This window comes from Azospirillum brasilense (genome assembly GCF_005222205.1).
Lineage (GTDB): Bacteria > Pseudomonadota > Alphaproteobacteria > Azospirillales > Azospirillaceae > Azospirillum > Azospirillum brasilense_G.
In genome coordinates this window covers 1,205,308-1,227,500 of sequence record NZ_CP032346.1, presented here as the reverse complement: position 1 = coordinate 1,227,500, position 22,193 = coordinate 1,205,308, and the positions used below count along the sequence as shown (strand labels likewise).

17 protein-coding genes, 6 tRNA genes and 2 rRNA genes (1 of these 25 running past the window's edge) are annotated in these 22,193 nt (G+C 67.9%); 15 read left to right on the top strand and 10 right to left on the bottom strand.

Annotation, left to right across the window (positions count from 1 at the left end; all coding sequences use genetic code 11):
* From D3869_RS19615 to D3869_RS19605, 3 genes are all read left to right on the top strand, one after another.
* Window positions 1–1,187, top strand: a 23S ribosomal RNA gene (locus D3869_RS19615); it begins 1,560 nt to the left of the window's first position.
* Window positions 1,188–1,319: 132 nt separating this feature from the next.
* Window positions 1,320–1,435: ribosomal RNA gene (rrf, locus tag D3869_RS19610) — 5S ribosomal RNA — on the top strand.
* Between the two features lie 95 nt (window positions 1,436–1,530).
* Window positions 1,531–1,607 (top strand) — tRNA-Met (locus tag D3869_RS19605).
* Window positions 1,608–1,795: 188 nt separating this feature from the next.
* Here D3869_RS19605 and D3869_RS19600 read toward each other — a convergent pair.
* From D3869_RS19600 to D3869_RS19585, 4 genes are all read right to left on the bottom strand, one after another.
* A complete protein-coding gene (locus D3869_RS19600; RefSeq protein ID WP_137141528.1) occupies window positions 1,796–2,422 on the bottom strand; it encodes a DAK2 domain-containing protein in 627 nt (208 codons plus the stop codon).
* A 2-nt stretch (window positions 2,423–2,424) separates the two neighbouring features.
* Window positions 2,425–3,423, bottom strand: coding sequence for a dihydroxyacetone kinase subunit DhaK (locus D3869_RS19595; RefSeq protein WP_137141527.1), 999 nt, complete (start codon window positions 3,421–3,423; stop codon window positions 2,425–2,427).
* A gap of 146 nt (window positions 3,424–3,569) precedes the next feature.
* Window positions 3,570–4,343, bottom strand: coding sequence for an IclR family transcriptional regulator (locus D3869_RS19590; RefSeq protein WP_282190183.1), 774 nt, complete (start codon window positions 4,341–4,343; stop codon window positions 3,570–3,572).
* A 249-nt stretch (window positions 4,344–4,592) separates the two neighbouring features.
* Window positions 4,593–5,507 carry a dihydrodipicolinate synthase family protein gene (locus tag D3869_RS19585; RefSeq protein WP_137141525.1) on the bottom strand — a complete coding sequence of 305 codons (915 nt, stop codon included), beginning with the start codon at window positions 5,505–5,507 and terminating at the stop codon, window positions 4,593–4,595.
* A 191-nt stretch (window positions 5,508–5,698) separates the two neighbouring features.
* On the opposite strand from D3869_RS19585, the gene D3869_RS19580 reads away from it, so the two are divergent.
* The 11 genes from D3869_RS19580 to D3869_RS19530 all read left to right on the top strand — a co-directional run bounded on the left by D3869_RS19580 (window position 5,699) and on the right by D3869_RS19530 (window position 18,933).
* Window positions 5,699–6,688, top strand: coding sequence for a Bug family tripartite tricarboxylate transporter substrate binding protein (locus tag D3869_RS19580; protein WP_137141524.1), 990 nt, complete (start codon window positions 5,699–5,701; stop codon window positions 6,686–6,688).
* 51 nt (window positions 6,689–6,739) lie between these two features.
* The gene (locus D3869_RS19575) at window positions 6,740–7,702 is read left to right on the top strand and encodes a Bug family tripartite tricarboxylate transporter substrate binding protein (RefSeq protein WP_137141523.1); all 963 of its coding nucleotides are present in this window, start codon (window positions 6,740–6,742) and stop codon (window positions 7,700–7,702) included.
* A gap of 55 nt (window positions 7,703–7,757) precedes the next feature.
* Window positions 7,758–8,243, top strand: a complete 486-nt coding sequence (locus D3869_RS19570) for a tripartite tricarboxylate transporter TctB family protein (RefSeq protein ID WP_137141522.1) — start codon at window positions 7,758–7,760, stop codon at window positions 8,241–8,243.
* Window positions 8,237–9,739, top strand: a complete 1,503-nt coding sequence (locus D3869_RS19565) for a tripartite tricarboxylate transporter permease (protein ID WP_137141521.1) — start codon at window positions 8,237–8,239, stop codon at window positions 9,737–9,739. Before D3869_RS19570 ends, D3869_RS19565 begins: the two co-directional genes overlap by 7 nt.
* 94 nt (window positions 9,740–9,833) lie before the next feature.
* Complete coding sequence (locus tag D3869_RS19560; protein ID WP_137141520.1) at window positions 9,834–11,435, top strand: aldehyde dehydrogenase (NADP(+)); 1,602 nt, start codon at window positions 9,834–9,836, stop codon at window positions 11,433–11,435.
* A gap of 220 nt (window positions 11,436–11,655) precedes the next feature.
* Window positions 11,656–13,590, top strand: a complete 1,935-nt coding sequence (locus D3869_RS19555; RefSeq protein WP_137141519.1) for a sigma-54-dependent Fis family transcriptional regulator — start codon at window positions 11,656–11,658, stop codon at window positions 13,588–13,590.
* Between the two features lie 175 nt (window positions 13,591–13,765).
* Window positions 13,766–14,824, top strand: a complete 1,059-nt coding sequence (locus D3869_RS19550; RefSeq protein WP_137115765.1) for an ATP-NAD kinase family protein — start codon at window positions 13,766–13,768, stop codon at window positions 14,822–14,824.
* 54 nt (window positions 14,825–14,878) lie between these two features.
* On the top strand, window positions 14,879–15,862 hold the full coding sequence (locus D3869_RS19545; RefSeq protein ID WP_137115766.1) for a thiamine pyrophosphate-dependent dehydrogenase E1 component subunit alpha: 984 nt from the start codon (window positions 14,879–14,881) through the stop codon (window positions 15,860–15,862).
* 41 nt (window positions 15,863–15,903) lie between these two features.
* Window positions 15,904–16,935 (top strand): alpha-ketoacid dehydrogenase subunit beta, encoded by a 1,032-nt coding sequence (locus D3869_RS19540; protein ID WP_137141518.1) that lies wholly within the window; start codon window positions 15,904–15,906, stop codon window positions 16,933–16,935.
* Between the two features lie 18 nt (window positions 16,936–16,953).
* Entirely contained in the window at window positions 16,954–18,087 is a 1,134-nt protein-coding gene (locus D3869_RS19535; RefSeq protein ID WP_137141517.1) for an acetoin dehydrogenase dihydrolipoyllysine-residue acetyltransferase subunit, read from the top strand.
* Window positions 18,088–18,147: 60 nt separating this feature from the next.
* Entirely contained in the window at window positions 18,148–18,933 is a 786-nt protein-coding gene (locus D3869_RS19530) for an SDR family NAD(P)-dependent oxidoreductase (RefSeq protein ID WP_137141516.1), read from the top strand.
* 448 nt (window positions 18,934–19,381) lie between these two features.
* Here D3869_RS19530 and D3869_RS19525 read toward each other — a convergent pair.
* The 5 genes from D3869_RS19525 to D3869_RS19505 all read right to left on the bottom strand — a co-directional run bounded on the left by D3869_RS19525 (window position 19,382) and on the right by D3869_RS19505 (window position 19,893).
* A tRNA-Gln gene (locus tag D3869_RS19525) sits at window positions 19,382–19,455 on the bottom strand.
* Between the two features lies 1 nt (window position 19,456).
* Window positions 19,457–19,531, bottom strand: a tRNA-Val gene (locus D3869_RS19520).
* Between the two features lie 34 nt (window positions 19,532–19,565).
* Window positions 19,566–19,642 (bottom strand) — tRNA-Asp (locus D3869_RS19515).
* A 99-nt stretch (window positions 19,643–19,741) separates the two neighbouring features.
* Window positions 19,742–19,817, bottom strand: a tRNA-Ala gene (locus tag D3869_RS19510).
* Between the two features lies 1 nt (window position 19,818).
* Window positions 19,819–19,893 (bottom strand) — tRNA-Thr (locus tag D3869_RS19505).
* 177 nt (window positions 19,894–20,070) lie between these two features.
* Here D3869_RS19505 and D3869_RS19500 point away from each other — a divergent pair.
* On the top strand, window positions 20,071–21,405 hold the full coding sequence (locus D3869_RS19500; protein WP_247895793.1) for a class I SAM-dependent methyltransferase: 1,335 nt from the start codon (window positions 20,071–20,073) through the stop codon (window positions 21,403–21,405).
* Window positions 21,406–21,519: 114 nt separating this feature from the next.
* On the opposite strand, the gene D3869_RS19495 is transcribed toward D3869_RS19500, so the two are convergent.
* Window positions 21,520–21,993 carry an RT0821/Lpp0805 family surface protein gene (locus D3869_RS19495; protein ID WP_137141514.1) on the bottom strand — a complete coding sequence of 158 codons (474 nt, stop codon included), beginning with the start codon at window positions 21,991–21,993 and terminating at the stop codon, window positions 21,520–21,522.
* Between the last annotated feature and the right edge of the window lie 200 nt (window positions 21,994–22,193).

The window sequence follows — 22,193 nt, the reverse complement described above, 5'->3', positions numbered from 1 at the left end:
ATTGCCCTCGTAACTTCGGAAGAAGAGGGCCCCGTTGTGGCGCAAGCCATGGCGGGGGGCACAGACCAGGGGGTGGCGACTGTTTACTAAAAACACAGGGCTCTGCGAAGCCGTACAAGGCGACGTATAGGGTCTGACGCCTGCCCGGTGCCGGAAGGTTAAGAGGAGGGGTTCACGCTCCGAATTGAAGCCCCGGTAAACGGCGGCCGTAACTATAACGGTCCTAAGGTAGCGAAATTCCTTGTCGGGTAAGTTCCGACCTGCACGAATGGCGTAACGACTTCCCCGCTGTCTCCAACACCAACTCAGCGAAATTGAACTCTCCGTGAAGATGCGGAGTACCCGCGGTCAGACGGAAAGACCCCGTGCACCTTTACTACAGCTTTGCAGTGGTGCTAGGGATCTCATGTGTAGGATAGGTGGGAGGCTAGGAAGCCCGGGCGCCAGCTCGGGTGGAGCCATCCTTGAAATACCACCCTTGAGGTCTCTGGCATCTAACCGCGCTCCGTTCATCCGGAGCCGGGACCCTGCATGGCGGGTAGTTTGACTGGGGCGGTCGCCTCCCAAAGTGTAACGGAGGCGCGCGATGGTGGGCTCAGAGCGGTCGGAAATCGCTCGTCGAGTGCAATGGCATAAGCCCGCCTGACTGCAAGACAGACAAGTCGAGCAGAGACGAAAGTCGGCCATAGTGATCCGGTGGTTCCATGTGGACGGGCCATCGCTCAACGGATAAAAGGTACGCCGGGGATAACAGGCTGATGACTCCCAAGAGTCCATATCGACGGAGTCGTTTGGCACCTCGATGTCGGCTCATCACATCCTGGGGCTGGAGCAGGTCCCAAGGGTTCGGCTGTTCGCCGATTAAAGTGGTACGTGAGCTGGGTTTAGAACGTCGTGAGACAGTTCGGTCCCTATCTGCCGTGGGTGTCGGAGTTTTGCGAGGATCTGTCCCTAGTACGAGAGGACCGGGATGGACATACCTCTGGTGCACCGGTTGTCACGCCAGTGGCATGGCCGGGTAGCTAAGTATGGACGGGATAACCGCTGAAAGCATCTAAGCGGGAAACCCACCTCTAAACCAGAACTCCCTTGAGAGCCGTGACAGACCATCACGTCGATAGGAGGCATGTGGACGGGCGGCAACGCCTGAAGCTGAGCCTTACTAATCGCTCGATCGGCTTGATCCTTCCCAGCCGGCGGCCCGCGCGCAGCGGCAAGCCCTGGGCGCACGAGCCAACACCGCAAAGAACAAGAACGCATACGTCCTCGCTTAACGAAACCTGCCGTCCAGTCCGGATGGTTCGCGTGTGCCTTGGTGACCTGGTGGTCATGGCGAGGCTCCCAACACCCGATCCCATTCCGAACTCGGCCGTGAAACGCCTCAGCGCCGATGGTACTGCGTCTTAAGACGTGGGAGAGTAGGTCGCCGCCAGGTCACCACGGCACACGCCACACCACACCGGATGTGGACGCAGAAGGGCTCAAACACACTTGACAATCGTCGCACACCGTCCCTTCCCAAGGAACACCCGCGGGGTGGAGCAGCCCGGTAGCTCGTCAGGCTCATAACCTGAAGGTCGCAGGTTCAAATCCTGCCCCCGCAACCAAACATAAGCCCCTGGAAACAAACCGTTTCCAGGGGCTTTTTTGCATCCGAAATCACCGTCATCCGAAGCATCTTCGGAATCGAATCGGCTGCACGTCGCCTTCGATCACCGGTTCCGTATGATCCGACGCTTTCCCGCGCCGCCCCGCTTCGGCGCGGCGCGGAAAACGTGGATGGCAACAGGCTGACTCAGGACCCAACGTCACGGTCACGCTGACAGATACCCGCAGTGAGGCGCGCGAAGGCGAGCATGCCGGGATCATCCATGCCGATGCTCTTCTCGGCATACATGCGGGCACGTCCCATGCGGCAAGGTTCATTCCGGAAGCGGACAAGCGCCTCGTCACAGGCTGCGACCGCTCTTGAGCGGATCGCTGCCTGATCCCCGGCACCGGCCAAGGCCGAGGAAACCGCATCGAGCGCATCGACCACGGTCTTGTCCCCAAGCTTCGCGCCGCCTCGCGCCATGACGGCATCGCGCGCCTGTTCGAGAAGGGGGGCCAGTTCGCTCCAGGGGACTTCGGCCCGTCCCTTCGTCCTTTTCGACATCGTCAGGAGCCCGGTCGCGAGCAAGGTGCCAAGGCTCGATCCCGTGGCGGCGGCCGCGGCCTTGGCAAGGATGCCCAGGCTCACCCCGACATCGTCAATCCCATCCATCCGCTGCTCGGCCATGAGGTCCAGCACCCGGCGCAACATGCCGCCGGTGTCCCCATCGCCGAGCCTGGAGTCGGCCATATTGAGTTCCTGTTCAAGGGTTGTCATGCGCGCGTGCGCGAGAGAGACGCCGGCGGCAATGTGCGTGACGGTCAGGCCCATGATCAACCAACCTTCCAGAAGGGACAGGACGCCGGAGCGGCAAGAAGCCGTTCCAGCTCTTCATCGAGGAAGCAAAGGCTGAGCGACACGCCGGCCATTTCCATCGAGGTCACATAAGGTCCGACCAGGGGCTGGACGACCGTCAGCCCAGCCTTGTCCAGCCGTGCCGCAAGGCGCCGGTACAGGATGAAGAGCTCTTCCAGCGGGGTGGCGCCGAGGCTGTTGACCAGAACCGACACGCGACGTCCGCTGCCCTCGGGTCGTTCCGCCAGGAGGCGGTCGACCATCTCGTCCACGACGGCATCCGCCGGCTTGAGCGTGTCGCGCCAGATGCCGGGTTCGCCGTGGATGCCGATCCCCATCTCCATTTCGCCTGGGGCGATGCGGAACGACGGCTCCGCCGCGCCGGGGATCTGGCAGGACGACAGGGCGCAGCCGATGGTCCGCGTCCGCTCCACGGCCTTCGCCGCCGCCGCGGTCACCTCGGCCAGCGAGGCGCCTTCGTCGGCCCGGGCGCCCGCGATTTTGTAGGCGTAGACGATGCCGGCGACGCCGCGTCTCCTGTTGCGTTCGTCGGGGGCGGCGCTGGCGATATCGTCGGTGCCGAGGACCGTGCTCAGCTCCAGGCCATCGTCTTCCAGGAACTCCCCCGCCATATCGAAGTTCATGCGGTCGCCACCGTAGTTCCCGTACAGGCGCAGGACACCGCGCCCGCCGTCCGCCGCCTTGATCGCGGCTATGCAGGAATCCACGGTGGGGCCTTCGAAGACGTTGCCGATCGAGCAGGCGTCGACCAGGCCCGGACCGACATAGCCGGTGAACAGGGGCAGGTGTCCGGATCCGCCGCCGGTCACGATGCCGACCTTGCCCGCCCGGGCGCCTTCGGTGCGGCGGATCACCCGCCCCGCCGGTCCATCCCGCGTGAGTGACGGATGGGCTGCGCACAGCCCGTCGAGCATCTCGTCCACATAGTGCGCAGGATCGTTGATCAGCTTCTTCACGATGGATTCCTCCCGTTGCGCCGCGTCCGCGCGCCATGGCAGCCCTCCGCCCGCAGCGCTCCGGCGCTTCGGCGGCTGGAAGGGGTCGATGGTCGGATGCAGGCTTGTGGGGCTTGGGGCCGGACGCTGGGGTCCGGTCCCGCCCGTTACGTGATGGGTGTGGCGAGCGCCGGCGCCACGGCGTCGTCACCGTTGCTGTAGCCCAGCTGGAGCGAAATCGATTCCGCGTGGCTCATGACGACCGGGGCGAGGCTCTGCACCCGTTCGTGCGTCATGCGCGTGGCGGGGCCGCTCACGCTCACCGCGGCGAAGACATGGCCGCTGGTGTTGCGGATCGGCGCGGCGACGCAGCGCACGCCGATGTCGATCTCACCGTCGTCGATGGCGTATCCGCGCTGGCGGATCAATGCCAGATCCTCCCTCAGCCGGTCGGGGTCGGTGAGGGTGTTGCGTGTGTAGGCCGGAAGCCCCATCCCAAGGACGCGGTCGATGACGAGGTCCGATTGGAAGGCCAGGGTCGCCTTGCCGACACCGGTGCAATGGCAGGGCGACGCCTCCATCGTCGTCGTCGCGTTGTTCGGGCCGGATCGGCCCCCCGCGCCCCGCTCGATGAAGACCATCTTCATGCCGTCGAAGACGCACAGGTGGACGGTCTCGCGCGACAGGGTGCTGAGCGCGTCCACGTAAGGCTTCGCCACGCGGTGCACGTCCATGTTGGCCAGAACGATCGATCCCAGCTCGAAGAGCTTGATGCCGAGCCGGTACTCGTCGCGGCTGTGGTCCTGTTCCAGGAACCCGATTTCCTTGAGCGTGAGGATAAGGCGGTGCGCCGTGCTGCGCGGAAGCTTGGTCCGGCGCGCCACATCGGCGAGCGACAACCTGCGGTCGACCGTGGAAAAACATTCAAGGACGCTGAGCATCTTTCCAGCTGACTTGATGTTGTTCGTCTTCAAGAATGCCTGTTCCTTCTGCTCCCCTGCCGGACAGGCGTATCGGGCTTGGTCGTCGAGCCCCGTTCCGCCTGCTTCAGGCGCAGGGCGAAGCAAAGATCGGCCAACCGGCCCTTCGGGGTCAAGTCGTGTCGACGCGCTCATCGTCCCTCCCAGGGGATGCCACCCTCGCAAGCGCTTGCGAGGGTGGCCGGCATTCCTTGGCGTCGGCTGACGCCGCTATTCCGCCGCGGCCGTTGTCGGCGAGGCCTCGTAACGAAGCACCTCGCGCAGGGCGGCATCGATGCGCGCCTTCTGCGCCTCCGTGGCGGCGGGCATCGGCTGGCGCGGGACGCCGACCTCGCACCCCTGCCGGCTGAGCGAATGCTTGACGCACCCAGGCAGGTTGTCGCCGTTGATCGTGTTCCAGAAGGTCAGCAGACTCCGGTGGATCTCCAGCGCGCGCGGATGATCGCCGGCCTGCACGGCATTCCACAGCGCGACGGTCACGCCGGGCACCGCGGCCGGGTTCGCCGCGATGGTGCCGTGGGCTCCCAGCGCGAAGGACGGGTAGAGAAGCGCGTCCACCGCCGTGAAGACGAGCTTGCCCGGCACCTGCTCGTTCAGCAGATCGGCCATCAGCTTGAGGTCGCCCGCGCTCTGCTTGACGCCGATGACGCTGTCGATCTCCTTCATGATGCGGACCAGGAGCGACGGCGACAGGTAGTTCCAAGGCACCACGTTGTAGATGACGATCGGCATCCGCGTCTCGCCCGCGAGCGTGCGGAAATGCGCCAGCGTCGCGTCCTCGTCGGGTTTGAAGACGTAGTGGACGGGCGTCACCTGCAATGCCGCCACCGGCAGATGCTCCAGGGCCCTGGCCTTGGCGATGGCGTCGCGGGTGCTGTTGACGATGATGCCCGCCACGACGGGAACGGCGCCGTCGACCTCCTCGCAGGAAATGGCCACGAGACGCGTCAGTTCCTCGGTCGAGAGGGTATGCCCCTCGCCGGTGCTTCCTCCGACGCAGACCCCGTGGACGCCCTTTTGCAGCATGAACCGCACCTGGGCGCGGAACGCTGCCTCATCGATCTCCCCGTCGGCCGTGAACGGCGTGACCAGGGGAGGGATGATGCCGCTCAGCGATGTTGACATTTGGACGTTTCCTCTTTGCGTGTCCCACAATGCGGTATGTACATTCCAAGCCCATCGCCTGTCAACGCGCAACAGGCCCTTTCTGGCTGGACATGACGGGATGTTTGCTTGACGAACATCCCGTATTGTGGGATACGGCAGAAAAGGCGGGGCACCGAAGCGCCCTGCGGCATGTCTTGGAGGAGACGCTTATGATGGGACTGCCCACAGGCAGGCTCGGCCGTGGAACGGCGGCCACCGTTGCCATGCTGACGTGTCTTGCGGGGGCCGCTCCGGCTCTCGCCGAATGGCCCGAGCGGCCGGTGACGCTGATCGTCATCGCCGGGGCCGGGGGCGGCAGCGACTACACGATGCGTCTGCTCGCCCGGGAACTCGAAGCCAACCTCGGCCGCCCCTTCAACGTCGTGAACCAGCCGCAGGCGTCGGGCGTCGTCGGGATGACGACCTATACGACGGCCAAGCCCGACGGCTACACGCTTGGCCAGATCGCCCCGTTCGCCCAGTACAAGCTGCTGGGACAGGCCGATTTCACGTCGGCGAGCTTCACCCCGATCGCCCAGTTCAACGCCGATCCTGCGGCGGTGCATGTTGCGCAGAATTCCCCGCTGAAGAGCGTGGCGGACATCGTGGCCAAGCTGAAGGCGGATCCCGGCTCGCTCCGCATCTCGTGCGGCGGCACGTGCAACGCCAGTTGGGACATCCCCTTCATTTCCCTGCTACTCGACCAGGGCGTCGATGCCAAACGGCTCAATCTGATTCCGGCTGCCGGATCGGCGGCCGGGCTGCAGGAACTGGCGTCCGGCGGCGTCGATGTTGTCCTGTGCTCGCTACCCGAGGTCGACGCGTTGCGCGACGCGGGCCGGGTCCGCAGCATCGCGGTGATGAGCGAGACGCGCGTCGAGGGCTATCCGGACGTCGCCACCGTCGGCGAACAGGTCGGGAAGCCGTACAGCGGCGGCACCTGGCGCGGTCTGGCCGGTCCCCCCGGCATGGACCCCGCGCTCGTGGCGCGGATCGAATCGGCGGTGAAGGACGCGTTCGAGAGCGACCGCTTCCAGCACGAGATGAAGGCGCGCCGGTTCGGGGCGGCCTGGCTTGGACGGACCGAGCTGAAGGCTTTCATGGAGCAGCACGAGCAGGAGACCGCACGGGCGATCAACGCCGTCGGGTACAACAAGTAAGATATCGATCCGATGGCGTGCGCGCCTCGGACGGCAATGGGAGGAAAATCCATGCGTATCAGCGTTCTTGCATCCGTCCTGATGGCTTTCGCCGGGCTGGCCGGCACGGCGCAGGCCGAATACCCCGAGCGCCCGGTCACGATCATCGTTCCGGCGGCGGCCGGCGGCGGCGGCGATACGACAACCCGCATCCTGGCACGGGAACTGAAGGAGATCCTCGGGCAGCCAATCACCATCGTCAACCAGGGCCAGGGCGGCGGCGTGGTCGGCCTGACGGCGATCAAGAACGCCACGCCCGACGGCTACACCGTCGGGCTTCTCTTCCCCTACGCGGGTTACAAGGCGACGGGACAGGCCGACTTCTCGGCCGGGGACTTCACGCCGATCGCCAACTTCAACGGTGATTCCTCCTCCCTTCTGGTTGGTTCCGGGTCCCGCTTCAAGGACCTGAAGACGGCCCTGGAGGCGATCAAGGCCAACCCGGGCTCCTTCAAGGTTCATTGCAGCGGCGGCTGCGGCAGCGTGTGGGACATCCCGGTGGCCGGCATGATGCTCGACTATGGGATCGACGTTGCCGCGATCAAATGGGTGCCGGGCCAGGGCGCCGCACCCGGCCTCATCGAACTCGCGGCGGGCGGCGTGGATTTCCAGACCGCCTCCCTTCCCGAGGCGTCGGCCCTGATGTCGGCCGGCCGCGTGCGTCCCCTGGCCGTTCTGAGCCCCGAGCCGGTGCCCGGATTCCCCGACGCCCCCACCACCAAGCAGTCCATAGGCACCGCCGTTGACGGCGGAACCTGGCGGGCCCTCGGCGGTCCGGCCGGAATGCCGGGCGATGTGGTCGCGAAGCTGGACGCCGCGGTCGCCAAGGCAACGCAGAGCCCGGCGTACAAGGAGGCCATGGCGAAGGCGAACTTCGGGGTCAAGTACCTGAGCGGCAAGCAGCTTGAGGAGCTGATGCTGCGGCACGAGAAGGACACCGCCCGCGTCATGGACGCCCTTGGTTACGGCAAGTGATCGGCGGGGGGCCGGGCAAACCATGCATTCCTTCTGACGGTGGAGGCTATCCGCCATGAAAGTTCAAGACGTCCTCGTCGGCCTGTTCTTCATCGTGATCGGCGTCCTGATGATCGACCACGCGGCCGACCTGAAGCCGCCGCGCCACCTCAAGTTCGGCCCCGGATTCTTCCCGCTGCTCATCGGCTCGGGGCTGATCCTCGTCGGAGGGGTCATCGCGCTGCTCGGCCTCCGCACTTTGCGCACCGAACCCCTCTGGCACCGGCCGGAGTGGTCGCGGACCCGGCAGGGCTGGGTGCGGTTCTGCTCCATCCCCGCCGCGATCGCCCTCTACGTGCTGATCGTCGACGCGGCCGGCTTCCTGCTCACCGCCGTCCTGGTGATGGTCCTCGTGCTGACCGTCTCCGGTGAGCCCCTGCGCCGCAGCGTGCCGGCGGGAGCCGTCACCGCGGTCGTGCTGACGGCGATCTTCGCCTCCGTGCTCCACGTACCCCTGCCGTGGGGACCGCTTCAGACCATTTCGGGGTGGCTGCTATGGTGATCCTAACGGACGTTCTCGGCGTCCTGCTCGACGTCCACCTGCTGCTGGTGATCGTCGCTTCGGCCATCTACGGGCTGGTGCTGGGGGCGATCCCCGGCCTCACCGCGCTGATGGCCACGGCCCTGCTGGTGCCGGTCGTCATGTTCATGGAACCCGTTCCGGCGATCGCGGCCATCATCACCTCCTCCGCCATGGCCATCTTTGCCGGCGACATCCCGGGCGCGCTCATGCGCATGCCGGGCACGCCGGCGTCGGCGGCCTACACCGACGACGCGTACAGCCTGACGCGCGAAGGCAAGGCCGGACTGTCCCTCGGGGCCGGCCTGTTCTCCTCGGTCCTGGGGGGCCTGCTGAGCGCCCTGGTCCTGACCCTGGCGGCTCCGAACCTCGCCGAACTGGCGCTTCAGTTCAGCAGCGTGGAGTATTTCTGGCTCGCGGTCCTGGGCCTCAGCTGCGCGACCTTCGTCGGCGGCTCGTCGCTTCTCAAGGGGGTGGCATCCCTGCTGTTCGGGCTGGGGCTGTCGACCATCGGCATGGACCCGGTCTCCGGAACCCCCCGCTTCACCTTCGGCGTCACCAATCTGCTCGGCGGCCTCGGCCTGATTCCGCTGCTCATCGGCGTGTTCGCGATCTCGGAGCTGCTGCGCACGGTGACGCATCCGGCAACCGGCGGCCGGCATGCGCAGTCGGCGGTCGGCTCGGTCAGCGCCGGCATGGGCCGCCTGATGTGGCGACACCGCCGCGAGGTCCTGCGCGGGAGCACGCTGGGAACGCTCGTCGGCGCCCTGCCGGGGGCCGGCGCCGACATCGCCGCATGGATCTCCTACGCGGTCACCCGCCGGTCGCAGAAGGGCAAGGACCCGAACGCTCTCGACCAGAAGGTCGAACGCCTCGTCTCCGCCGGCGCGGCGAACAACGCCGCCCTGGGGGGAGCCTACATCCCGGCGACCGTGTTCGGAATCCCGGGGGACGCGATCACCGCCATCGTGATCAGCGTCATGTTCCTGAAGGGCCTCAACCCCGGCCCGACCATCTTCCTCAACAACCCGACGGCGATCTATTCGATCTTCGCGATCTTCTTCATCGCGAACCTCCTGATGATTCCGCTGGGCATCCTGTGCATCCGCACCTTCGGCCTGATCCTGAAGGTGCCGACGGCCTACCTGACGCCGATCATCCTGCTCTTCTGCATCGTTGGGGCCTTCTCGGTCGAGAACACGCTGTTTGCGGTCGGAATCATCGCCGTTGTCGGTTTGCTCGGCTATTTCATGGAAGCCAACGACATCCCCATGGCTCCGGCGGTGCTCGGTCTGATTCTCGGGCCTGTGATCGAGCAGACCTTCATGACGTCCATGTTGAAGAGCGGCGGCGACGTGTCCGTGTTCTTCGACCGTCCGCTCGCCATCGCCCTTGCGGTGGTGACCCTCGGCTCCTGGGCCCTGGCGGGCGCCTTGAAGCTCGTGGACGCAGCCAGGGCGCGCCCCGTCCTGACGTGACGCCTCGGCCCTTCCTCATCGTGACCACGCGTGGAGGGCTCGCGGGAGTCCTCCACGCCGCGGTTCCCGCAACCCCTGACAAGGTACCCATGCCATGACGATTACGGGCGAGATGCTGATCGGCGGCGACGCCGTGTATGGCAAGGGCATCGCCTTCCGGGCTGTCGGCCCCGCCACCGGCCGCGAGATGGAGCCGGCGTTCGGCGGCGGCGGCGAGGAGGAGGTGGAGCGCGCCTGCGCGCTGGCCTGGGAGGCGTTCGACATCTTTCGTGAAACAGGCCCGGAAACCCGCGCCCGCTTCCTTGAGACCATTGCCCGGCGCATCCTCGACCTGGGTGACGCGCTGGTCGAGCGGGCCGTTGCCGAGAGCGGCCTGCCGCGTCCCCGCATCGAGGGCGAGCGCGGCCGGACCGTCGGCCAATTGCGCCTGTTCGCCCAAGTGGTGCGGGAGGGCGGTTGGCTCGACACCCATATCGACCGGGCACAGCCCGAGCGCAGCCCCCTGCCGCGGCCCGACCTGCGCCAGCGCCATATCGCGCTGGGCCCCGTGGCGGTGTTCGGTGCCAGCAATTTCCCGCTGGCCTTTTCCGTGGCCGGCGGCGACACCGCGTCGGCCCTGGCCGCCGGTTGCCCGGTGGTCGTCAAGGCGCACGCCGCCCATCCCGGAACGTCGGAACTGGTCGGACGCGCCATTCAGACGGCGGTTGCCGAGTGTCGCCTGCCGGAAGGCGTGTTCTCCATGCTGTTCGATTCCGGCCATGCGGTCGGAACCGCGCTGGTCGCCGATCGGCGCATCAAGGCCGTGGGCTTCACCGGCTCTCGCCGGGGTGGCCTCGCGCTGATGAGCGTCGCGGCCGCACGGCGGGAGCCCATCCCCGTCTATGCCGAGATGAGCAGCATCAACCCGATCTTCCTGCTGCCTGCCGCTCTGGCGACGCGCGCGGCGACGCTCGGCAAGGCGTTCGCCGCCTCGTTGACCATGGGCGCCGGCCAGTTCTGCACGAATCCGGGGCTCGTCCTCGCGGTGGACGGCCCCGGCCTGGACCGCTTCCTGGAGGCGGCCTCGGCAGCCCTGCGGGAGAGCGCGGCGGCCACCATGCTGACGCCGGGCATCCACGCCGCCTATGACGACGGCGTGCGCCGGCTGACGGCGCGTTCGGACGTGCGGACGGTCGCGCGCGGGCGGGCCTGCGCCGGGCCGAACCAGTGCCAGGCGGCGCTCTTCGCCACCGACGCCGCGGCCTTCCTGTCCGACCCCGGCTTGCAGGAGGAGGTGTTCGGCTCCGCCTCGCTGGTGGTCCGCTGCCCCGAGGTGGCGACGATGCGTGCGGTGGCCGAGCGTCTGGAGGGCCAACTCACCGCCACCGTGCACGCCGACGACGCGGACGCCGACGAGGCCCGGCAGCTCTTCCCGACGCTGGAACGGAAGGCTGGACGGGTGCTGTTCAATGGCTGGCCGACGGGGGTCGAGGTGTGCCACGCCATCGTCCACGGCGGGCCCTTTCCGGCGACCTCCGACAGCCGCACCACCTCGGTGGGGGCGCTGGCGATCCGCCGTTTCCTGCGCCCCGTCTGTTACCAGGATGTTCCGGCGGCGCTGCTGCCCGACGCGGTTCAGGATGGCAACCCGCTCAACCTGTGGCGCCGTGTCGACGGCGATCTCCAGCGACCCGACGCGAAGAACGCCTCCGTTTGAGAGCCTGCCGGCAGCGGCGAGCGCGGCGCCCGCCGATCGCCGCGCGAGCGTCCGGAAGGTCGCGCCCGGCGGGGCGGGTCGAATATGGGGCGTTGACTGGGGCGCGGCACGGGCGCCTGCAATACCATTGCACAAATTGCCTGAGCGGCGCGGCGCTTGATATATTGCTCCGATTCGGCTGACCAGATCAGAGCGCTTGCGCTCCAGGGAGGATACGCTGATGGAGAACGCCAAAGCGGCGCACATCAACGAATTGGTCCGCGTTTCGGAAGGGGTCGCGTCGAAGCGCGACGCCATCATCACCGCATCCTGGCTCCGCTGCGTGGCCGATCACAAGCTGGACCCGACCGTCCGGCGCGAGGCCTACATCCTGCCGCACGAGCGTCTGTGCCTGCATCGCGACGCGATGGACGAATTCCTGCGCATGGCCCGCTTCGGGCTGGAGGCGCTGTATCGCCAGGTGGCCGGCATGGGCTACGCCCTGCTGCTGACCGACAGCAACGGCGTCACCGTCGACTTCATCGGCGACCGGGCGTCGGACGACGACCTGCGCCGGACCGGCCTCTATCTCGGCGCCGACTGGAACGAGGGCCGGGCCGGCACCTGCGCGGTCGGCACCTGCATCGCCACGGGCGAGGCGTTGACCGTCCACCAGACCGACCATTTCGACGCGACGCACATCCCCCTCACCTGCACGGCGGCCCCGGTGTTCCACAGCGGCGGCGGGCTTGCGGCGGTGCTGGACATCTCCGCGCTCCGTTCGCCCGAGCCCAAGATCAGCCAGTATCTGGCCCTCCAACTGGTCAAGGCCTACACGCACAAGATCGAAAACGCCAATCTCTACAACAATTTCCGCCGGGAGTGGGTGGTCAAGCTCTCCGCCTCCCAGGAGTTCGCGGAAGTCGATCCGGACTTCGTGATCGCGCTGGACGGCGCCGGGCGGGTCATCGGCTTCAATCACCGCGCGAGGCAACTGCTGGCCGGTGAGGGGGAGGACCGGGACCATCTCATCGGCCGATCCTTCTCCGACCTGTTCGACTGCCAGGTGGACGACCTCGTGCGGTTCGTGCGCTCTCTGCCCACCGACCAGCGCACCCTCCGCCTGCGGCGCAGCGGGACACCCCTGTTCGCGCAGGCGATGCCGCCGCCGGCCATCGCCGTTCCGCGCCCACGGAACGGAGACGAGGGAAGCCTGCCCAAGCCGCTCCAGGCAATGTGCGGCGGCGATCCGGCGCTGAAGACGGTGCTGACGCGCGCGGCGAAGCTGGTGAACACGCGGATGAGCCTGCTGATCCATGGCGAGACCGGCACCGGCAAGGAACACCTCGCCAAGGCCCTGCACCAGTCGAGCGCGCGCGCGGCCAAGCCCTTCGTCGCCGTGAACTGCGCCGCGCTGCCGGAGGCGCTGATCGAGAGCGAGTTGTTCGGCCATGAGCCCGGCTCCTTCACCGGGGCCGCGTCGCGGGGCAAGAAGGGGCTGATCCTGGAGGCGGACGGCGGGACCCTGTTCCTGGACGAGATCGGCGACATGCCGCTGTCCTCGCAGACACGCCTGCTGCGCGTCCTGGCGGAGCGGGAGGTCACCCCCATCGGCCGCACCAGGGCGGTGTCGGTGGATGTGCGCGTCATCGCCGCGACCCACCGCGATCTGGTCGACCTGATCAAGGCCGGGACGTTCCGCGACGACTTGTATTTCCGTCTCAACGGCGCGGTGTTCACCGTGCCGCCGCTGCGCCAGCGCGGCGACCTCGACTGGCTGATCGACCGGCTGCTGGCCGAGCGGACGGAGCGGGACGGCATCGCCTACACCATCGCCGCTCCGGCGCTGGCGGCCCTGCGCGCCCACGGCTGGCCCGGCAACGTGCGCGAGCTGGTGAACGCGCTCGACTACGCCTGCGCCGTCTGCACCGACGGGCTGATCGAACTGATGGACATTCCCGACCCCGTGCAGCGCAGCGGCGTGTTCGAGGCGTGGCCGGCGGGCGCTCCGACGCCCGTCCCGGACAGCGCCGACCCCGCGGTCCGCCTGCGCGAGGTGCTGCGCCGCCTGCACTGGAACGTGTCGGCGGCGGCGCGGGACATGGGCGTGGACCGCTCGACCATCCACCGCCAGATGCGCCGTTTCGGCATCGTCCCGCCGCACCGGCTGGATTGAGGCGTGCAACACCTGTTGCAACGCCCCTGCAACAGGTCATGCAACAGGTGAGGTGATCGCAACACCGCCGCTCGTCGTGCAAACTGTTGCGGAACCACGATAGTCAGCCGCACGCACATTTGGCACGGCTCTTGCCATAAACCCCTTCAAAACATCGAAGCGAAGGGGAGGGCGCGTGGCACCGGTCGTCGGCATCATTGCCAATCCAGTATCCGCACGCGACATCCGCCGGGTCGTCGCGAACGCGGCGAACCTCCAGATCACGGATCGCGCCAACATCGTCCTGCGGGTGCTGGCCGCGCTGCGCGCCTGCGGGGTCACCGACGTCCTGATGATGCCGGAGCATGGCGGCATCGGGCGTCATGTGGCGCGCGGGCTGTCGCGGGCGGCGGCGCACGGCGAGGCGCCCTATCCCGCCATCCACCCGCTGCCGATGCCGGTCAGCGGCACCGTTGCCGACACCCATCGGGCGGCGGACGAGATGCGCCGGGCGGGAGTCGCCGCCATCGTCGTTCTGGGCGGCGACGGCACGCACCGCGCCGTGGTGGCGCATTGCGGGGCGGTGCCCGTGGCCGGCATCTCCACCGGCACCAACAACGCCTTTCCCGAACACCGCGAGCCGACCATCACCGGGCTGGCGACCGGCTTGGCCGTGACCGGGCGAGTGCCGGCGCACATCGCCTTCGCGGCGAACAAGCGCATCGACGTGTCGCTCAACGGCCGGGTGGAGGAGATCGCGCTGGTCGATGTCGCCCTGGTGACCGAGCGCTACGTCGGGGCCCGCGCCCTGTGGAAGCCGGACAGCTTCCGCGAACTGTTCGTCACCTTCGCCGACCCGGAGGTCATCGGCATGTCGGCCATCGCCGGCCTGCTGGAGCCCGTGACGCGGGAGGAGAGCGGCGGGCTGATGGTGCGTCTCGGCACACCCGCACCCGGCACGGCGGCGTCCGGCGTGACGGTGCTGCGCGCGCCCATCGCGCCGGGGCTGATGGCCTCGGTCGGCGTCGCTGATTGGCGCCGCATGCCGGCCGGCGTGCCCTTCGTGCCGGAGGTGAAGGCCGGCTCCATCGCGCTCGACGGCGAGCGGGAAATCGCATTCTCGGCGCAGGACCGTGTCTCCCTGACGCTCCGGGACGACGCCTTCCGCACCGTGAACGTGGGCGGCTGCATGCAGCACGCCGCCCAATACAGGCTGCTGACCGGCACCCCGGCGCCGGTCACGGCCGAGCTTTAAAAACCTGCCTTTGAAAAAACCGCCTTTGAAAAACCAGACAAGGGAGAAACGTCCGTGACCGACAATCCTTATCCACTCGACAAAGCGGACCTGCTGCAAGCCTACCGGACTATGCGGACCATCCGCGAGTTCGAGGAGCGTCTGCACATCGACTTCGCCAAGGGCGACATTCCGGGCTTCGTCCACCTCTACGCCGGTGAGGAGGCCTGCGCCACCGGCATCATGATGCACCTGAACGACAACGACCGCATCGCCTCGACCCATCGCGGCCACGGTCATTGCATCGCCAAGGGGGTCGATGTCCACGAGATGATGGCGGAGATCTACGGCCGCTCCACCGGCGCCTGCCGGGGCAAGGGCGGGTCGATGCACATCGCCGACCTGTCGAAGGGCATGATGGGCGCCAACGGCATCCTGGGCGCCGGCGCGCCGCTGATCTGCGGGGCGGCGCTGGCCGCCAAGTTCCGGGGCGACGGCGGGGTCGGCATCACCTTCGTCGGCGACGGCGCGTCGAACCAGGGCACTTTCCTGGAGAGCATGAACCTCGCGGCGGTGTGGAACCTGCCGGTCATCTTCGTGGTGGAGAACAACGGCTACGCCGAGTCCACCGCCATGGAATGGGCGGTCTCCTGCGACAGCTACATCGACCGCGCCACCGGCTTCGGCCTGCCGGGCGTGACGGTGGACGGCACCGACTTCTTCGCGGTGCACGAGGCGGCCGGCGAAATCATCCGGCGCGCCCGCGAAGGCGGCGGCCCGGCGCTGCTGGAATGCAACATGATCCGCTTCTACGGCCATTTCGAAGGCGACGCCCAGACCTACCGCGCCAAGGGCGAGGTGGAGAGCCTGCGCGCCAACCGCGACTGCATCAAGCTGCTCGCCCAGCGCCTGACCGAGACCGGCACCGTCGCCCCCGCCGAGTTGGAAGCCATCGACCGCGAGGTGAACGCGCTGATCGAGGACGCCGTGCGCTGCGCCAAGGCGGCCCCGCTGCCCGTCGCCGCCGACCTGCTGAAAGACGTCTACGTCGCCTACTGAGCGGTCCACGCCAAAAAACGGCCTTCACCGGAGGAAACACCATGTCCCGCAAAATCAGCATGAAGACGGCGATCAACGAGGCGTTGGACCTCGAAATGCGCCGCGACCCGACCGTCATCCTCATGGGCGAGGACATCGTCGGCGGCACCGGCGCGCCCGGCGAGGACGACGCCTGGGGCGGCGTGCTGGGCGTCACCAAGGGCCTGTTCGCCAAGCACGGCGACCGTCTTCTGGACACGCCCCTGTCGGAATCCGCCTACATCGGTGCGGCCATCGGCGCCGCCGCCTGCGGCATGCGCCCGGTCGCGGAGCTGATGTTCATGGACTTCATGGGCGTCTGCTTCGACCAGATCTTCAATCAGGCGGCCAAGTTCCGCTACATGTTCGGCGGCAAGGCGGAGACGCCGGTGGTGATCCGCGGCATGGTCGGCGCGGGCTTCCGCGCGGCGGCCCAGCATTCGCAGATGCTCACCCCGCTGTTCACCCACATTCCGGGGCTGAAGGTCGTCTGCCCGTCGAACGCCTATGACGCCAAGGGCCTGCTGATCCAGTCGATCCGCGACAACGACCCGGTCATCTTCTGCGAGCACAAGAACCTCTACGGTTATGAGACCGAGGTGCCGGCGGAGTCCTACGCCATCCCCTTCGGCGAGGCGAACGTGCTCCGCGACGGCGATCACGTCACCATCGTCAGCTACGGCCTGACCGTCCACCGCGCCATGGAGGCCGCGGACGCGCTCGCCAGGGACAAGGTGGAGGCGGAGGTCATCGACCTGCGCACCCTGTCGCCCATCGACTGGGACACCATCATCGACAGCGTGGAACGCACCGGCCGGCTGGTCGTGGTGGACGAGGCGCATCCGCGCTGCAACCTCGCCACCGACATTTCCGCCTTCGTGGCGCAGAACGCCTTCGGCGCGCTGAAGGCCGGCATCCAGATGGTGACGCCGCCGCACACGCCGGTGCCCTTCTCGCCCTCGCTGGAAGACCTCTACATCCCCAGCGCCGAGGCCGTCGCCGCCGCCGTCCGCCGCACGCTGGCCCCCTCGCCCCGCAGCACCCTCGCCGCCTGATCCCGGAGCCGCTTTTTCATGACCACACCCAACGAGCGCATCAAGCCCATCGTCATGCCCAAGTGGGGCCTGTCCATGTCGGAGGGCAAGGTCACCGGCTGGCTGAAGCAGCCGGGGGCCACCGTCAACCTGGGCGACGACCTGCTGGAGGTCGAGACCGACAAGATCACCAACGTGGTCGAGGCCGGGGAGGCCGGCGTGCTGCGCCGGGTGCTGGGCGAGCCCGGCACCGTCTACCCGGTGAAGGCGCTGATCGCCGTGCTGGCCGAACCCGACGTGCCGGACAGCGACATCGACGCCTTCATCGCCGGCTACGCCGTTCCCGCCGCCGACGGCGAGGAGGACGGGGCGGACGTCGGTCCGCGCTACGAGTTCGCCGAGACGGCGGCGGGCACCATCCGCTACGCCAAGCGCGGCGACGGGCCGACGACCGTTCTGCTGGTCCACGGCTTCGGCGGCGACCTCGACAACTGGCTGTTCACCATCGACGCCCTGGCGGAGGGCGCCACGGTCTACGCGCTGGATCTGCCGGGGCACGGCCAGTCCGCCAAGACGCTGCCCGACCCGACGCTGACCGGCCTGTCGAGAGCGGTGCAGGGCTTCATGGACGCGGTGGGCATCGGGGCCGCGCATCTGGTCGGCCATTCCATGGGTGGGGCGGTGTCCATGCGCACGGCGCTCGACGCGCCGGAGCGGGTGGCGTCGCTGTCGCTGATCTGCTCGGCCGGCCTGGGGCGGGAGATCAACCAGGACTACATCACGGGCTTCATCGACGCGGCCTCGCGCCGCGACCTGAAGCCGGTGCTGGAGACCCTGTTCGCCGACGCCGGGCTCGTCAGTCGGCAGATGACCGACGACCTGCTGAAATACAAGCGGCTGGACGGCGTGGACGGTGCGCTTCGGGCCATTGCGTCCTCGATGTTCGGGAACGGGGAGCAGACGGTCCTTCTCGGCGAGGCGGTCGGGGCCGCGAGGGTGCCGACGCTGGTCGTGTGGGGCGCGGAGGACCGGGTCATCCCCGCCGCCCACGCCACCGCGCTGGGCTCCGCCGCGCGGGTCGAGGTGGTCCCGAACGCCGGTCACATGGTGCAGATGGAGGCGGCCGGAAAGGTCAACGCCCTCGTCAAGGACCACGTCACGAAAAACGCCTGACCCTTCCACCCGTCCGGCCGGCTTGCGGTTCTTCCCCAGGCCGGCCCTTGGAGACGCACCATGCCCAACCTCAAGGACAAGAGCATCATCGTCACCGGTGCCGGCCGCGGGATCGGCGCCACCATCGCCCGCGCGCTCGCGGCCGACGGCGCGCGGCTGGTCATCGCCGATCGCACGGAGGACGATGCGAAGACGGTGGCGGAGTCCATTCGTGCGAAGGGCGGCGACGCCGTCGCGGTCACGGTGGACGTGCGCGACCGCGCCGCGGTCCGCCGCATGATCGATACGGCCGTCGCCTCCTTCGGACGCCTCGACGTCCTCTTCAACAACGCGGGCGTCGCCCAGACCAAACCCTTCCTCGACATCACCGAGGAGGACTGGCGTTTCGTCACCGACGTCAACGCGTTGGGCGTGCTGATCGGCATGCAGGAGGCGATCAAGACCTTCCGCGCGCAGGGCAGGGGCGGAAAGATCATCAACACCGCCTCCATCGCCGGCAAGCAAGGATACGAACCACTCGCCCATTACTCGGCCAGCAAGTTCGCGGTGGTCGCCCTGACCCAGGCGGCGGCGCGCGCCTTCGGCAAGGACAGGATCACCGCCAACGCGATCTGCCCCGGCGTCGTCGCGACGGAGATGTGGAAGATCATCGACAAGGGATTCCGTGACACCGGCCTGACGACGGCCGAGGACGAGGCGTTCAACCAGTTCGCGGCCGGCGCCGTGCTGGGCCGTCCGTCGGCGGCGGAGGATCTGGTCGGGGTGGCGCGCTTCCTCGCCTCGTCCGATTCCGACTTCATGACCGGCCAATCCCTGCTGGTCGACGGCGGGATGGTCTTCGCCTGACCGCAACCCGGCGATTTCGAGCCGACGCGCACCATTCATTCAACGACAAGATCGGAGGAAACGACCATGAGCACCATGACGGCCGCCGGGTAGCACGGCCGGGGAGACATCCGGGTGGAGGATGTTCCGCTGCCCGCGACTCCGCCCGGTGGGCGCGGATCAAGGTTCATTGATGCGGCATCTGGGATGCGGCATCTGGATGTGTGCGGGGCTTGCCCGAGCGCGCCATGTCCCGCATCCCGCAAGGTGCGCGCCCGGAAGCCCTCCATTCTGGCCTGGATCGAGCGGCAGGGGGAGGCGCTCCGGCGTGTGTGTCGCACGGAATTTGGCAACGCCTGTGACGCGTTGATCCACTTCGGTTTTGGTCCGAAGCGTGGTGCAACACGCAGAAACAGCAAAGCCCACCGGAACGGCGGGCCCATATGATTGATTTTCAAGGCTTTGGAGTTGGTTGGGGGACTAGGATTCGAACCTAGGCTGGCGGAGTCAGAGTCCGCTGTCCTACCGCTAGACGATCCCCCAATGGTGGTCCCGACTGGGATTGAACCAGTGACCCCTACGATGTCAACGTAGTGCTCTCCCGCTGAGCTACAGGACCAAACCGCGAGATACTTAACCTGACCACTAGAAAGTGGCGCGAGTGACGGGACTTGAACCCGCGGCCTCCGGCGTGACAGGCCGGCGCTCTAACCAACTGAGCTACACCCGCGTCGTAGGCGACCTTCTAAAGAACAAAGACCGCCGAAGCAAGCACTAAATTCAACCTTACCCAACTTACTCAAGTCAACCAACCAACCGCCGAAGAAGTTGGTGGAGCCGAGGGGGATCGAACCCCTGACCTCCTCATTGCGAACGAGGCGCTCTCCCATCTGAGCTACGGCCCCATGGTGCTGCCAGAGAGGATTGAACTCTCGACCTCTCCCTTACCAAGGGAGTGCTCTACCACTGAGCTACGGCAGCGTCCGGCGGGAGCGGGTGAATAGCAATCCAGGCGGCCCCCTGTCAAAGGGAAAAATATCGAAGGGGGCATTTCTTTCTTTTCACCCCGGCAAGGGCCGCAGGTGGGGCTTGCATCCCGCCGCCGACGCGGGGCATCTCATGCCCCATTCCGACCATGCCGACCGACAGGTTTTCCCCGTGGATGAGGTTCTGACCGAGGCGCGCCGCCTGATCGCGGCGCGGCATTACCGGCAGGCGGTGCGCCTGCTGCGGGACACCGCGCCGGAGTCCGGCGGCTTCGCCGAGCGCGACCGGGCCGAGCGCGACCGGCTGACCGGCATGGCCGCTCTCGGCCGGCGCGACGCCGCGGCGGCCACCGCCGCGCTGCGGCGCGCCCTGGCGCGCGAGCCGGCGCATGCGGAGACCCTCCATCATCTGGCCCAGGCCGTGCTGGCCGGCGGGGACCGCCTCCAGGCGGTGCGCTGGCTGGAGCGGGTCGCCGCGGCCGATCCCGCCTTCCCCGGCCTGCGCGAGGCGCTGGCCGGCGCCTACCGCCGCGACGCCCTCTATGAGGAGGCGCTGCGGGTCACCGGGGAGGCGCTGGCCGCCGGGAACCGGTCGGCGGACATCCTCTATGAGCGGGCGGTCAGCCTCGCCCATCTCGGCGACGCCGCGGGCGCGCTGGCGGTCTTCGACGAGCGGCTGGCCGACGATCCGGAGCACGCCGCCGCGTGGTTCGGCAGCCACGCCGCGGCGCTCGGCCTGAACGGGGTGGAGGACGCGCTGCGCCGCCTGCGCCGGGCCGCGGACTGTCCGGGGGCGGCGGGCAAATACTGGGGCTTCCTGTGCGCCTACCTGCTGCTGCTGGGCCGCGACGCGGACGCCGCGACGCTGTATGGCGAGAAGCTGGCCGGACAGCCGAAGCGCTTGGCCCTGGTCGAGGCGGTGACGGCGATTCGGCCGCAACTCGCCCCGGACGTGCGGCTGTTCGGCGTGGGAGCGGAGCTGCTGCGCTTCGCGTTGGAGCGGGCGGAGATCCCTGGTCTGGTGCTGGAGTTCGGTGTGCGCCGCGGCACCTCGCTGAACCAGATCGCCGACGCGGCCGGGCAGCCCGTGCACGGCTTCGATTCGTTCGAAGGGCTGCCGGAGGGCTGGGTGAACGCGCCGCGCGGCGTGCTCAGCACGGGCAAGAGCCTGCCGCCGGTGCGCGGCAATGCGGTGCTGCACGCGGGCTGGTTCGAGGACACGCTGCCGCCTTTCCTGGCGGCCCACGACGGCGCGGTGCGCTTCGTCAATGTGGACAGCGACATCTACTCGTCGGCGCGGACGGTGCTGACCGCCCTGGCGCCCCGATTCCGGGCGGGGACGGTGCTGGTCTTCGACGAGTTCATCGGGAACCGGACGTGGCGCGAGGACGAGTACCGCGCCTTCCTGGAATACGCCGCCGAGTCCGGTGCGGCCTGGGAGATCATCGCCGTCAGCCCGCACACCAAGCAGGTGGCGATCCGGCTGACCGCGCTTCCGCCTTCGTGACTTTGGCGTCGTGACTTTGGCGTCATGACCCCGGCGTCGTGAGGGGGCTCCCGCCCCGGCCGCCGTTTCCGCGGCTTGCGGAAGGGGCGGCCGGGGCAGGGGGCGCGCCGGGTGTTAGGACACGATGCGCCAGCTGCCGTCCGGCTGCTGGCAGGCGGTGCCGTTGGCCCGCTCGGCCTTGCCGCCGACATAGACGGTCTGCTGGTACTCGCGGCAATAGTTGCCGGAGTTGTCGCGGCCGTCGCGGATCGGGGTGATGGTGCCGCGGTTGCCCGACTCCGGGTTGTTCCACTGGATGGTCGAACCCATCGGCGCCGAATAGGCCTGGGTGGCGGCGCGCTGGGCGTAGCCCTCGTCCGCGCGGTCGAGCGACTGGCCGAGCTCGCTGCCGAGATAGGCGCCGAGCAGCGTGCCCACACCGGTGGTGATGAGCTTGCCGGTGCCGCCGCCGAACTGCGAACCGATCACGCCGCCGGCCGCCGCGCCGCCGAGCGCGCCGACCGTCTGCTTGGTCCCGATGCCGCTGCCGCCGCTCTGGCAGGCGGCAAGCGACAGGGCGACAAAGGCGGTAACAGCAATCTTCTTCATGGGGTCTCTGCCTCTTGGTTCCGTATAAGCCATCAACACGTAAGGCTTCGCTTTAATCCGGGGGAGCCTGCGCTTTGGTGCGTATCACTCCCGTTCAACCGCCTCTCCCGTCATAGGCGGTGGCGGATACAAGCACGGACCCGGTGGCCCTCGCCTGTTATCAAAATGGCGCACAAATGTCCGGCCGGCCCCGCCATGCT

Bases quoted from the DNA above. Each gene is read 5' to 3' on its own strand.
- D3869_RS19540 (WP_137141518.1), top strand. From the start codon at position 15,904: ATGTCCCGCAAAATCAGCATGAAGACGGCGATCAACGAGGCGTTGGAC.
- D3869_RS19590 (WP_282190183.1), bottom strand. From the start codon at position 4,343: ATGCTCAGCGTCCTTGAATGTTTTTCCACGGTCGACCGCAGGTTGTCG.
- D3869_RS19560 (WP_137141520.1), top strand. From the start codon at position 9,834: ATGACGATTACGGGCGAGATGCTGATCGGCGGCGACGCCGTGTATGGC.
- D3869_RS19570 (WP_137141522.1), top strand. From the start codon at position 7,758: ATGAAAGTTCAAGACGTCCTCGTCGGCCTGTTCTTCATCGTGATCGGC.
- D3869_RS19580 (WP_137141524.1), top strand. From the start codon at position 5,699: ATGATGGGACTGCCCACAGGCAGGCTCGGCCGTGGAACGGCGGCCACC.
- D3869_RS19535 (WP_137141517.1), top strand. From the start codon at position 16,954: ATGACCACACCCAACGAGCGCATCAAGCCCATCGTCATGCCCAAGTGG.
- D3869_RS19530 (WP_137141516.1), top strand. From the start codon at position 18,148: ATGCCCAACCTCAAGGACAAGAGCATCATCGTCACCGGTGCCGGCCGC.
- D3869_RS19495 (WP_137141514.1), bottom strand. From the start codon at position 21,993: ATGAAGAAGATTGCTGTTACCGCCTTTGTCGCCCTGTCGCTTGCCGCC.
- D3869_RS19565 (WP_137141521.1), top strand. From the start codon at position 8,237: ATGGTGATCCTAACGGACGTTCTCGGCGTCCTGCTCGACGTCCACCTG.
- D3869_RS19600 (WP_137141528.1), bottom strand. From the start codon at position 2,422: ATGGGCCTGACCGTCACGCACATTGCCGCCGGCGTCTCTCTCGCGCAC.
- D3869_RS19555 (WP_137141519.1), top strand. From the start codon at position 11,656: ATGGAGAACGCCAAAGCGGCGCACATCAACGAATTGGTCCGCGTTTCG.
- D3869_RS19575 (WP_137141523.1), top strand. From the start codon at position 6,740: ATGCGTATCAGCGTTCTTGCATCCGTCCTGATGGCTTTCGCCGGGCTG.
- D3869_RS19585 (WP_137141525.1), bottom strand. From the start codon at position 5,507: ATGTCAACATCGCTGAGCGGCATCATCCCTCCCCTGGTCACGCCGTTC.